This window comes from Edwardsiella ictaluri ATCC 33202, assembly GCF_000264785.1.
GTDB lineage: Bacteria > Pseudomonadota > Gammaproteobacteria > Enterobacterales > Enterobacteriaceae > Edwardsiella > Edwardsiella ictaluri.
The window spans coordinates 121,629-133,505 of the sequence record NZ_AFJI01000094.1 but is presented as its reverse complement, the minus strand read 5'-3'; the positions used below and the strand labels follow the sequence as shown (position 1 = coordinate 133,505).

The window sequence follows — 11,877 nt, the reverse complement described above, 5'->3', positions numbered from 1 at the left end:
CACTCAGCAAAAACCACGCAATGATCGTCATTGAAGACTTGAAGGTTGCCAACATGTCAAAGTCGGCAGCGGGTACGGTAAGTCAGCATGGGCGCAACGTCCGTGCAAAATCAGGCTTAAACCGTTCGATATTAGATCAGGGGTGGTACGAACTTCGCCGCCAGCTTGAGTACAAACAGCTCTGGCGCGGTGGTCAGGTTCTGGCAGTACCTCCGGCATATACCAGCCAGCGTTGCGCGTGCTGTGGTCATACAGCGAAAGAAAACCGCCAGTCACAAAGTCGGTTCGAGTGTCTGGAATGTGGATATACAGAGAACGCCGATATAAACGGCGCTCGCAATATTTTAGCGGCGGGGCACGCCGCGTTAGCCTGTGGAGAGATGGCAGCGTTAGGCCGCTCGATGAAGCAAGAACCCACCGAGGCGAGTCAGACTTCGGTCTGAACGCGGTAGGAATCCTCGCCCTTTAGGGCGGGGAGGATGTCAACCTCATGCCACTGTCCGAAGGGATAATTACGGCCCGCTCTGGCATCCACCATGACACTACGGTAACGTATCGGTTACCGCATAACTGCTCTGAAGCCCAAGGAACGCACCATGATTGATCCCAAGAAAATTGAACAGATTGCCCGTCAGGTGCATCAATCCATGCCAAAAGGACTGCGCGAGTTCGGTGATGATATGGAGAAGCGCGTTCGCCAAATTCTCCAACAGCAGCTCAGCCGGCTGGATTTGGTCAACCGCGAGGACTTTGACGTTCAGACTCAGGTACTGCTGCGTACCCGCGAAAAGCTGGCGCTGCTGGAGCAGCGCGTAGCCGCCCTGGAGGCGCGCCTGAACGATGCCGGGGACGGGCAGGCATAATCCCGCCCCCCGCAACGATCACCCGCCGTGCGGCACCGCGCGGCGCGGCAGCAGGAGATACAATAGCAACAGCATCCCCAGCGCATACAGGCTCCTCACCCCCACCATCGCCAGCAGCAGCAGGCACAGTACGCTGCCCATCCGCGCCATCAGCCGGGCGGGGCCACGCAGCAGACGGCATCCGGCCAACATACACAGCAGGTAGATCATGATAAATACGCCGTTGGCATACACGATCAGCGCATCCAGCGATAGACCACTGAGATAAATCAGCAGTGAGCACAGTAAACAGCACAGCATCACCGCTGTCAGCGCATTGAGCGGCGCCTGACGGGCAGAGAGCTGTGCCAGTCGGCTCTGCGGCCGCCGCTGCGCCTGCGACCACACCAGCCGGGCGAAGCTCTGGATATAAACGTTCAGGCTGGCAAAGCAGGCCAAATAACCGATGACGCAGGCGACCCATAACGCATGGCGGCCGAACAGCTGCACCACAATTCCCGGTAATGACGCTGCCGCCGCACGCCCATCACCAAAGGCGTGAAAGTGAAGCACCGCCACGCTGCAGGCCCAGTAAACCGCCCCGGCCAGCAGTAGCCCCAGCAGCAGTGCCCGCGGAAAATCACGCTGCGGATGACGAAACTCTGATGCCAGATGGGCAAAGGCCTCTAGGCCGACAAAGCACCAAAACATCACCGCCAGCGCCCCAGCAAGGGGGGTGAGCGAAAGCTGCGACAGCGCTGGCTAGGGGATTTGCGTCGGCAAGATCCCGCCGCGCCACCAAACGGCAGCAATCAGCACCACCACCAGCAGCGCGATCAGGGTCTGCAGGTTGGCGCTGGATCCCGCCCCCCGCATACCCAGCAGCCACACGGTCAGCAGCGTAATCAGCTCAACCACCAGCAGGGCCACGCCCTGCCAGCCAAACAGCGCCTGCCAGAATCCGGCGGCGATCTGCAGCGACGCAGGCAGCCCCACCGGGATCACCGACAGAAAAAGCCAGCCGGTAACCCGCGCCATATGCGGGCCAAAGGCCTTACCGACGAAGTGCGCTGCACCACCGGCACTGGGGAAATGACGCCCCAGTGCGGCGAAGCCGATAGCGATGGGAAAAACCAGAACGATCAATAACGGCCAGGTCCACAGGCTATCATTGCCTGCGACCTGGGCAGCCAGTGCCGGAACCGCAAAAACCCCGGTCCCCAAAAGCGAGGTGGATAACAGCCCCACTCCCTGCACTAACCCTAACTCCTGTTTTAATGCAGCCACTACCCTATCCTGCCAAGACGCGATAGGCGGCTCAGTCGTTCTGACCCTGACGGATGATATTGATGATATTGCTGGTTGAGCAGCCATCCTCAAAGTTAAGGACCCGCACTTCACCGCCAGCGGCGATCACCTCTTTACCACCGGCGATCTCCTCGGGCTTATAATCACCGCCCTTAACCAGCAGATCAGGCAGGATCTCCGCAATAATCCGCTGCGGAGTATCCTCCTCAAACGGGATCACCCAATCGACCGCCTCCAGGGCTGCCAGCACCAGCATACGCTGAACCAGTGGGTTAACCGGGCGCTCCGGCCCCTTCAGGCGGCTGGTTGAGGCGTCGCTGTTCACCGCCACAATCAGGCGATCGCCCAGCCTGCGGGCATTAGCCAGGTAGGAAACGTGACCGGCGTGCAGAATATCGAAGACCCCGTTAGTCATCACTACCTTCTCGCCGCGCTGACGTGCCTGAAGAACCGCTGTTTTCAGCTCCTCTTGGGTCATCACGCCAAAACCGGTATCAGCGCGGCCACGAATAGCATTCTCCAGCTCGATGGGTGACACGGTCGAGGTACCCAGCTTACCCACGACGACGCCAGCGGCGGCATTGGCCAGGAAGCAGGCCTCATCCAGCGAAGCCCCGGCAGCAATCGACGCCGCCAGCATCCCGATCACCGTATCGCCGGCGCCGGTTACGTCATAGACCTCCTGCGCCTGAGTCGGCATATGCAGCGGTGCAATACCGCGCTGCAGCAGCGTCATTCCCTGCTCAGAGCGCGTCACCAGCAGCGCCGTCAGATCGAAACGCTCCATCAACGCCAGGCCACGATCCACGATCTCCTGTTCGCTGTGACAACGCCCGACCACGGCTTCAAACTCAGACAGGTTTGGGGTCAGCAGAGTCGCGCCGCGATAGCGTTCAAAGTCGGTTCCTTTGGGATCGATCAGCACCGGCACGCCGGCATCGCGCGCCAGACAGATCATCGCCTGCACCGACGCCAGTGCCCCCTTGGCATAGTCAGAGAGGATTACTGCCCCCACCTGCGGCAGCGCCTGGCGGATACGCGCCAGAATCGGCCCGGGATCGACGCCGCCGAACCCCTCTTCAAAGTCCAGGCGGATCAGCTGCTGATTGCGCGACAGGACGCGCAGCTTGGTGATGGTTGGCTGGGCCGGAATCGCAACGAAGTCACACTCGACGTGCACCTCATCCAGGCGCGTGCTGAGCGCACGGGCGGCGTCATCAACGCCGGTCAGTCCGACCAGACGCGCGCTGGCGCCCAAAGAGGCAATGTTCATCGCCACGTTGGCCGCACCGCCGGGACGCTCTTCAATGGTTTCCACCTTCACCACCGGCACCGGTGCCTCCGGCGAAATCCTGCTGGTCGGTCCATACCAGTAGCGATCCAGCATAACATCGCCCACCACCAGCACCTGGGCGCGGCGAAAATCGGGCAGGGTTACTTTCATCCCCAAACTCCTACATATCAAGATGGCCGCAATGGTATCACAATCGTCCTGATATCAATTACACTAGCAATCTAAATCTATTTACGAGAATACAATTAACGATCGCCATGTCTGACAATCACGTTTACCCGCAATTTCAGCGCAGCATGCTGCACCCCCGCTATTGGCTGACCTGGCTGGGCATCGGTATCTTTTACCTGATGATGCTGTTGCCCTATCCCTGGCTCTATCGCCTGGGCAAGATGCTGGGAAAAACGGCGATGCGCTTTATGAAAACGCGTGTAGAAGTGACCCGGCGCAATCTGGCGCTCTGCTTCCCACAGATGCCGGAGGCACAGCGCGAAGCCTGGGTCATCCAGAACTTTGAGTCTGTCGGCATGGCACTGGTAGAGACCGGAATGGCCTGGTTCTGGCCCGACTGGCGCATCCGCCGCTGGTGCCGGCTCGAAGGCGAAGAAAACATGCGGCAAGCCAAGCAGACAGGAAAAGGCATTTTATTGATTGGGCTTCACTTTCTTACGCTGGAGCTGGGCGCACGCATCTTCGGAATGCATAACCCGGGCGTCGGCGTCTACCGCCCTAACGATAACCCGGTTCTCGACTGGCTACAAACCTGGGGTCGACTGCGCTCCAACAAGTATATGCTCGATCGCCGCGACGTGAAGGGAATGATCCGGGCATTGAAGGAGGGCGAGATCGTCTGGTATGCGCCGGATCATGACTATGGTCCGCGCAGCAGCGTATTCGTACCGCTGTTTGCCGTAGCGCAGGCGGCAACCACCACCGGTACCTATATACTGGCCCGTATGGGCAAACCGACGATCCTCCCCTTTATGCCGCTGCGCAACGCGGACGGTAGCGGTTATACCCTGCATATTCAGCCGATGCTACAGGACGTTCCTCTGGATGACCAAACCGCGACGGCGGCCTATATGAATCGGGTGGTGGAGCGTGAAATCATGCTGGCACCAACCCAATACATGTGGCTGCATCGCCGCTTCAAAACCTGTCCGCCGGGTATCGCCTCCCGCTACTGAGGTCCGGCGCTCAGCGCGCCGCCCCCCCCAGCCAGCGCTGCCAGCTATCGCAGACCTGCGCACGCTCATCGGCAAAGCGGGCGCTTTCCACCACGCCCGGCTGCGCCTGCAGCGCCAGATGGTGCAGTGTATTACGCAGCGTCACATAGGCGTGGGTCAGCGCATCGGCCTCCTCCTGCGGCATTACCGCGTACTGTGCCATCAGCTCAAAGATGCGCACATTGTCTGACCAGCGGGTCAGCCCCGGCTGTTCGGCGCCATAGCGCAGTACCAGATATTGCGCTATGAATTCGATATCCACGATGCCGCCACGATCGGCCTTGATGTCAAACTGTGCCGCGTCACGGCTGCCCAGATGGGTGCGCATCTTTTCACGCATCTCAGCCACCTCGCACCGCAGCGTCGCCGCATCGCGCCCACGGCACAGGATCTCGCGGCGAATGGCGTCAAACCGGCGATGCATCTGCGCGTCGCCGTAAACCGGACGCGCCCGCACCAGCGCCTGATGCTCCCAGGTCCAGGCCTCGCTGCGTTGATAGTCGCCGAAAGCAGTCAGGGTGCTGACCAGCATACCGGCGGCGCCGGAGGGGCGCAGGCGAGCGTCCACCTCGTACAGAATGCCGGAGGCGGTACGGGCGCTAAACAGGTGCATAATACGCTGTGCCAGGCGCAGGTAAAACTGGCGCCCATCGATACAGCGTGGTCCATCGGTCATCACCTCCATCGGGCACTCCAGCAGAAACACCAGATCCAGATCCGAGCCATAGCCCAGCTCCCAGCCCCCCAGTTTGCCATAGCCGATCACCGCAAACCCACGCTGTCCATGATCCGCCAGGTGCGTCGGCTGGCCGTAACGCGCCACCATTTGCTCCCAGGCCTGCTGCACCACCGCATCAATTACCGCCTCGGCCAGATAGGTCAGGTGATCGCTCACCTTCATCACCGGCAGCGCGCCAGCGATGTCGCTGGCGGCGATGCGCAGCTGCTGGGCATGCTTAAACTGGCGCAGCGCCTCCAGACGCTGCTCTTCATCATCCGGAATACGCAGCAGATACTGACGCAGCTCATCGCGGTAGGAGCCCTGATCCACCGGGCGATACAGCGTGACAGGATCGAGCAGCTCATCAAGCAGCAGCGGATAGCGGGCCAGCTGCTCAGCCAGCATCGGCGAGGCCGCACACAGACGGATCAGCTGATGCAGCGCCGCCGGAAACTCCATCAGCAGCTCCAGATAGGTCGTGCGGGTCACGATGTTGAGCAGCAGCGGCATCAGGCGCTGCTGCAGCACCAGCGCGTCATCGCGCACGCACACCTGCGCCAGCAGCGCTGGCATCAGCCTTGCCAGCACCTCCCGCCCGCGCGGGCCGATGGTGCGTTTGTCCACGTCGCAACGAAACGCATCCAGCGTCTGCTGCAGCCGGAGGCGCTGCGCCGGGTCCAACTGCGGCATCAGCGCGGCCAGCTCGCTCTCGTCCAAACGCTCTTGCCACAGCGGTGCAAAGCGCAGCGCCGCGTCATCGCTGCCCTCATCTTCATCCTGATCGTCATCGCCGATCAGCGCATTGAAGATCGCGCGTACCGCCACCATATGCGCCTGGAGCGCCCGGCTCAGCGCCGCCCAGTCCGTCAACCCCATCCCATAGGCCAGACGGGCCCGGTTGAGATCGTCCGACGGCAGCGTCTGGGTCTGCTGATCGTCAATCGCCTGCAGTAGATTCTCCAGACGGCGTAAAAAGAGATAGGCGCAGCGCAGCGCCGCCACCTGCGCCGACGTCAGTAGCCCCAACTCGCCGATCGCTGCCAGCGCGGGCAGCAGCGCACGCTGCTGTAGGCTGCGCTCACGTCCGCCGCGGATCAGCTGGAACACCTGGGTGATAAACTCGATCTCGCGGATCCCGCCCGCGCCGAGCTTGATATTCTCCTTCAGCCCGCGGCGGCGTACCTCTCGGGCTATCATGCCCTTCATATTACGCAGCGACTGGATCACGCTGAAATCGATATAGCGGCGAAACACAAACGGACGCAGCAGACGGTATAGCTCTTGCCCATGGCGATCCTGCCCTTCGCCCAGCAGACGCGCCTTCACCATGGCGTAGCGCTCCCAATCGCGCCCCTGCTCTTGGTAATAGTCCTCCAGCGCGGAGAAGCTCAGCACCAGAGGACCGCTGTCGCCGAAGGGGCGCAGACGCATGTCGACCCGATAGACAAAGCCATCCTCCGTCGGCTGATCCAGCGCCTTAATCAGGCGCTGGCCGAGGCGGGTAAAAAACTGGGCATTATCCAGCTCGCGGCGCCCGCCGCGGGTGGCCCCGGCCTGCGGATAGACAAAGATAAGATCGATATCCGAGGAGAAATTCAGCTCGCCGCCACCCAGTTTGCCCATCCCCAGGATCAGCAGCGGCTGGGCCTCACCGGCGGCGTTGCAGGGAACGCCCCACTCCTGACAACAGCGGTGGTATAGCCAGTCGCGCGCGCCGATAACCAATGTCTCCGCCAGCGCACTCAGCTGGAGCAGGGTCTGCTGACAGTCGGCCTGGGCGCTGGCCTGCATCCAGGCAATCCGCGTCAGCATGTGGCGGCGAAACAGACGCAGCGCCTGCATCAGCGTCGCCTCATCCTGCGCCGGCGCCAGACGCTCCGCCAGCCATCCGGCGTACTGCTGCCACTCCTGCACCTGCGGCGGCATCTGCTGCAGCTGCTGCCACCATGCGGGATAAGCGGCAAGACTGTCGGCGACAAAGTCGCTCAGCGCCAACGTCGGCAGCGCCGCCGACGTCGCGCCCTGCAGCCGCGCGGCCTGACGTGCTCCCTGACTGTGCAGCAGCGTCGGCAGCGCCCGGGTCTCAGACATATTCACTCCCTGCTGAATGCGGCGGCGCCAAAGCCGCCTGGGTTAGACCATCGCCCGCGCGTGGCGGGATATCACCGAATTAATGCGCGCCGTTGCGCCAAAAGGCCGGCTGATGCAGCGCCTGGGCGCAGGCGGCCTCCGGTGTTGCCGCGGCGGGATGGGCAATGGCGTGCGCCAGCGTCTGCCACGGCGCCAGATAGCCGTCTACCGCCGCCTCGCCATACGCGCCGCCCAGCAAGCGGATCGCCAGAATTTGATGCTGCAGACGCGGCAGTTTGTCCTGATACTCCTGGGGATGACGTACCAGGGCAAACAGCGCCTTCAGCTCCGCGCCGCAGCGTCCCAGCATGATGTCGGCAAAGCGCTTGAACGAGCCGGACAGCTTGGCGCTTCCCGCCGCATCGAGATAGGCTCGCCAGCCAGACTCGGCTAACCAGCGAGTGAGTGCCCACTGGGTAGTCAGGGATTCCCGGCCATAGCACAACGTCTGCGCCGCGCACGCCGGCTGCTGTATCTGTGCCTCCAGCGCGCTCAGTCCGGCGCGTAGCGTCGCACTGGCCTTACGCGGCACGATGCCGCCGAAGAGGGTCAAACTCTGCCGCAACGCTACCAGCGCCTCCTGGATCCCATCCCGGGACTCCGCATCTCCCCGCAGCCAGGCCTCTTCATGGTATTGCCAGTGCGCCAGGATCTGTGTCAGCGCGGCAGACATGCCCTGTTCGACGCTGGCGCGTACCGCGGGCCGCAGCAGCGGAAACGCCCGCCGCCGCAGCGCCGCATTTCCCGCCGCCAGACGGTAGCCGCGGGCGGCCTTACTCATGGCCCCCATCCGGATCCCATCCAGCGTCAGCAACTGTTCGGCAAAAGCGAGCAGATCGCCCCGTTCGCCCTGCAGCAGCTCCAGCTCGATTTCATGCAGCGCCTCACGCTCCCCCGCGGCGCAAATATCGCCCCGGTCAAGCGCCACTTCAATCTGGCTCTCACGGTACGTCACCACCCACCTCTCCCGCTGAAAATCGGTCGAGAACAGCGGCTGCAGCGCCGCCTGCAGTGCGTCGACATCGCAGCCATCCGGCCACACCTGCGCTGGAAAGCGACGGAGATCCAGCTGCGGTGCATCCAGCGCAACGTTGTACTCCGGCCGCTGATGCAGGCCGCCAACATCACTGCCGGCGGTTTTCAGGGTCATCTCATAGGCGCCATCGCATCCGCGGATCCGCAGTCCCATATCATGGCGGCGTAAAGTCTGACATTCCGTCTCATAATAGATATTGCTCAGTGCTTGGGCGGGCGTATGCTGAAGAGGCCAGCGGGCCAGACTCGCGGGCAATTCGTGTACAGCGGACGGGAGGGCGATGAATTTCAGTTCAATTTCCACGGTCATTTTTTCTGTCATATTAAGGTTTTACCGAGGTATTCAGCATTGCTCGGTAAAAAATGTAAAAACGGTGTCCAATGCCGGGCACATCAGTTACCATGCGCACCTTTCTGACGAACTATGCGCAGAAAACCATCAATTTAAGGTGCATGAGTGATGCCAGTAAATACTATTTTAGGCTTGTTTGCCAAGTCTCCGCTCAAACCGCTTCAAGAGCACGCCAGCCGCGTGCACGAATGCTGTAGCCTGCTGGTTCCCTTCTTTGCCGCCACCGCGCAGCAGCAGTGGGATCAGGCGCAGGAGATCCGTGAACAGATCTCCAACCTGGAAAAGCAGGCTGACACGCTGAAACGCGAAATCCGACTGAAATTACCACGCGGTCTTTTTCTGCCGGTCGATCGCGGTGACATGCTGGAGCTGGTTACCCAACAGGATCGTCTGGCCAACCGTGCCAAGGACATCGCCGGGCGGGTCATCGGCCGTCGCTTGCAAATCCCCGCCGTCATGCAGGCTGACTTTGTGAGCTACCTGCAGCGCTGCCTGGATGCGACCGCACTCTCCAGCAAAGTTATTCACGAAATGGATGAACTGCTGGAGACCGGCTTTCGCGGCCGCGAAGCCGATCTGGTCGAGCAGATGGTGATGGAACTGGATCATATCGAAGATGATACCGACCATCAGCAGATCCTGTTACGCCAGACCCTGCTCTCCCTTGAGCACCAGCTCAACCCTGTCGACATCATGTTTCTCTATCAAATCATTGAGTGGGTCGGCGGCCTTGCCGATAAAGCGCTGCGCGTAGGTTCCCGGCTGGAACTGATGCTGGCCCGTAGTTAATCACCACACCCGGACACAATAGATGGAAATCATTGCCAATCACGGCTCATTACTGATCATGGTGGCGGCCTTCTTTGGCCTGCTGATGGCTATCGGCATCGGCGCCAACGACGTCGCCAACGCGATGGGAACCTCCGTAGGCGCCCGCGCCGTCACCATCCGTCAGGCGATCGTCATCGCCATGATCTTCGAATTCGCCGGCGCCTACCTGGCCGGCGGTGAAGTCACCCAAACCATCCGCAGCGGCATCATTGATACCAATGCCTTCGCCGGTCATCCCCAGACGCTGGTCTTCGGGATGATGGCCTCGCTGCTGGCCGCCGGCATCTGGCTCATCGTCGCCTCGCTGATGGGCTGGCCTGTCTCCACCACCCACTCCATCATCGGTGCCATCATCGGCTTTGCCTGCGTATCTGTCGGCCCCGAAGCGGTCGAATGGGACGGCGTTAAGGGGATCGTCGGCAGCTGGATTATCACACCGCTGATCTCCGGGGTGGTGGCCTATGGCATTTTCCTCAGCGCCCAGCGGCTGATTTTTAACACCGAAAACCCCTTCGCTAACGCCCGCCGCTTTGGCCCGGTGTATATGTTCCTGACCGCGCTGGTTATCTCGCTGGTCACCATCAAGAAAGGATTAAAGCACGTCGGCCTGCACCTGACGGACGGGGAGACCTGGCTGATTTCACTGTTGGTCTCTCTACTGGTCATGCTCGGCGGCTATCTGTATCTGTCGCGCAAATCCTTTACCGATGACGCCGATGAGCAGGATCACTTCCGCGGCGTTGAGCGGGTATTCAGTCTGCTGATGGTCATCACCGCCTGCGCCATGGCTTTTGCCCACGGCTCTAACGATGTCGCCAACGCCATTGGGCCGCTGTCTGCCATCGTCGCCATCGTGCGCGATCCGAGCGTGCTGGCCGGCACCTCTCCCATCGTCTGGTGGATCCTGCCGTTGGGTGGTATCGGTATCGTTGTGGGTCTGGCGCTGATGGGCCGTCGCGTCATGGAAACCGTGGGCACCGGTATTACCGATCTCACCCCGAGCCGTGGCTTTGCCGCCCAGTTCGCCACCGCCTCAACGGTGGTGATCGCCTCCGGTACCGGCCTGCCGATCTCCACCACCCAGACGCTGGTCGGCGCCGTGCTGGGCGTCGGTTTTGCCCGCGGTATTGCGGCACTGAACCTTAACGTGGTACGTAACATTGTCGCGTCATGGATTGTGACCCTGCCCGCGGGAGCCGCGCTCTCCATTGCTCTGTTTTATCTGCTGCAGGCGGTCTTCGGCTAATTATCTGCCCATTTCACCAATAAATAGCAATAAACCGGCCGCAGAGTCTCCCTCTGCGGCCGGTTTTTTATAACGGCTACCGTGCCAGATGCCGGAGTTACGCGATAAATAGCTCGGACAGTTCTCATTTTAAGATTTTTCATTGCCTCACCGTATACTTCCCCTTACTATCAGCCCAATTCCCTCAACCAACGAACCGATTATCGCCATGCACCTATTCTGCCGGTTACTCCTGCCCCTGCTCAGCCTCTGTCTGACCTTTCAGAGCCACGCAGAAGAACAGCGCTTTATTTCCGATGCGCTCAGTACCTATGTACATAGCGGACCGGGTAACCAATACCGCATTTCCGGCACGATCAACGCAGGCGATCCGGTCACGCTGCTGGACATTAATCAACAGAGCCAGTTTGCCCAGATCCGCGATGCCAAAGGGCGCAGCGGCTGGCTTCCCCTCGATCAGCTCAGCAACCAGCCCAGCCTGCGCACCCGCGTACCCGCGCTGGAGGCTCAGCTCTCAGCCCTGACGGCCAAACTCAGCCATATCGACGGTGAATGGCAGCAAAAAACCGCAGAGATGCAAAGCAAAGTCGCCGGCAGCGACGATGCGATCGCCCGCCTGCAAGCGGAGAATCAGCAGCTGCGTCAACAGCTAAGCAGCGCGCAAAAAAACCTCGGCGCCCTCAACTCGCAGCTGGATGACAAAAAGCGGGCCATTATCCTGCAGTGGTTCCTATACGGCGGCGGTGTCGCCGGCGCAGGCCTCCTGCTGGGCCTGCTGCTACCGCGCCTGCTGCCCCGGCGCAGGAAAGAGCGCTGGATGAACTGATCCCCCACAACGCCGCTGCCCGCGGCGTTTTTTCACTGGGGCGGCCGATTGCCGTCCATGGACGCT

General features: G+C 61.2%; 9 protein-coding genes and 1 pseudogene. 6 read left to right on the top strand and 4 right to left on the bottom strand.

Annotation, left to right across the window (positions count from 1 at the left end; translation table 11 throughout):
* Together EIEH_RS14495 and ubiK are read left to right on the top strand one after the other, a co-directional pair.
* Nucleotides 1-443 (top strand): RNA-guided endonuclease InsQ/TnpB family protein (locus EIEH_RS14495; RefSeq protein WP_035610045.1); only part of this gene is annotated, 443 nt, incomplete at its 5' end.
* Nucleotides 444-596: 153 nt separating this feature from the next.
* On the top strand, nt 597-863 hold the full coding sequence (gene ubiK, locus EIEH_RS14490; RefSeq protein WP_015869974.1) for a ubiquinone biosynthesis accessory factor UbiK: 267 nt from the start codon (nt 597-599) through the stop codon (nt 861-863).
* An 18-nt stretch (nt 864-881) separates the two neighbouring features.
* Here the strand turns inward: ubiK and yjeH are convergent.
* Both yjeH and hldE read right to left on the bottom strand, forming a co-directional pair.
* Nucleotides 882-2,129: pseudogene (gene yjeH / locus EIEH_RS14485) on the bottom strand (L-methionine/branched-chain amino acid transporter).
* A gap of 31 nt (nt 2,130-2,160) precedes the next feature.
* Nucleotides 2,161-3,594 (bottom strand): bifunctional D-glycero-beta-D-manno-heptose-7-phosphate kinase/D-glycero-beta-D-manno-heptose 1-phosphate adenylyltransferase HldE, encoded by a 1,434-nt coding sequence (gene hldE / locus EIEH_RS14480; protein WP_015869971.1) that lies wholly within the window; start codon nt 3,592-3,594, stop codon nt 2,161-2,163.
* A 107-nt stretch (nt 3,595-3,701) separates the two neighbouring features.
* Here hldE and EIEH_RS14475 point away from each other — a divergent pair, with 107 nt between their 5' ends.
* Nucleotides 3,702-4,631, top strand: a complete 930-nt coding sequence (locus EIEH_RS14475) for a Kdo(2)-lipid IV(A) acyltransferase (RefSeq protein ID WP_015869970.1) — start codon at nt 3,702-3,704, stop codon at nt 4,629-4,631.
* Between the two features lie 10 nt (nt 4,632-4,641).
* Here EIEH_RS14475 and glnE read toward each other — a convergent pair whose 3' ends face one another.
* Both glnE and EIEH_RS14465 read right to left on the bottom strand, forming a co-directional pair.
* Complete coding sequence (gene glnE / locus EIEH_RS14470; protein WP_015869969.1) at nt 4,642-7,482, bottom strand: bifunctional [glutamate--ammonia ligase]-adenylyl-L-tyrosine phosphorylase/[glutamate--ammonia-ligase] adenylyltransferase; 2,841 nt, start codon at nt 7,480-7,482, stop codon at nt 4,642-4,644.
* Between the two features lie 79 nt (nt 7,483-7,561).
* Complete coding sequence (locus EIEH_RS14465) at nt 7,562-8,866, bottom strand: CYTH domain-containing protein (RefSeq protein ID WP_107775294.1); 1,305 nt, start codon at nt 8,864-8,866, stop codon at nt 7,562-7,564.
* Between the two features lie 150 nt (nt 8,867-9,016).
* Here EIEH_RS14465 and EIEH_RS14460 point away from each other — a divergent pair, with 150 nt between their 5' ends.
* From EIEH_RS14460 to EIEH_RS14450, 3 genes are all read left to right on the top strand, one after another.
* Nucleotides 9,017-9,697 carry a TIGR00153 family protein gene (locus EIEH_RS14460; RefSeq protein WP_012847336.1) on the top strand — a complete coding sequence of 227 codons (681 nt, stop codon included), beginning with the start codon at nt 9,017-9,019 and terminating at the stop codon, nt 9,695-9,697.
* A 22-nt stretch (nt 9,698-9,719) separates the two neighbouring features.
* Complete coding sequence (locus EIEH_RS14455; protein ID WP_015869966.1) at nt 9,720-10,985, top strand: inorganic phosphate transporter; 1,266 nt, start codon at nt 9,720-9,722, stop codon at nt 10,983-10,985.
* A gap of 208 nt (nt 10,986-11,193) precedes the next feature.
* On the top strand, nt 11,194-11,811 hold the full coding sequence (locus EIEH_RS14450; protein WP_015869965.1) for a TIGR04211 family SH3 domain-containing protein: 618 nt from the start codon (nt 11,194-11,196) through the stop codon (nt 11,809-11,811).
* Nucleotides 11,812-11,877: the final 66 nt, after the last annotated feature.

What these genes read in the sequence shown, in the direction of transcription:
- ubiK (WP_015869974.1), top strand. Translation starts at nt 597, where the DNA reads ATGATTGATCCCAAGAAAATTGAACAGATTGCCCGTCAGGTGCATCAA.
- hldE (WP_015869971.1), bottom strand. Translation starts at nt 3,594, where the DNA reads ATGAAAGTAACCCTGCCCGATTTTCGCCGCGCCCAGGTGCTGGTGGTG.
- EIEH_RS14475 (WP_015869970.1), top strand. Translation starts at nt 3,702, where the DNA reads ATGTCTGACAATCACGTTTACCCGCAATTTCAGCGCAGCATGCTGCAC.
- glnE (WP_015869969.1), bottom strand. Translation starts at nt 7,482, where the DNA reads ATGTCTGAGACCCGGGCGCTGCCGACGCTGCTGCACAGTCAGGGAGCA.
- EIEH_RS14465 (WP_107775294.1), bottom strand. Translation starts at nt 8,866, where the DNA reads ATGACCGTGGAAATTGAACTGAAATTCATCGCCCTCCCGTCCGCTGTA.
- EIEH_RS14460 (WP_012847336.1), top strand. Translation starts at nt 9,017, where the DNA reads ATGCCAGTAAATACTATTTTAGGCTTGTTTGCCAAGTCTCCGCTCAAA.
- EIEH_RS14455 (WP_015869966.1), top strand. Translation starts at nt 9,720, where the DNA reads ATGGAAATCATTGCCAATCACGGCTCATTACTGATCATGGTGGCGGCC.
- EIEH_RS14450 (WP_015869965.1), top strand. Translation starts at nt 11,194, where the DNA reads ATGCACCTATTCTGCCGGTTACTCCTGCCCCTGCTCAGCCTCTGTCTG.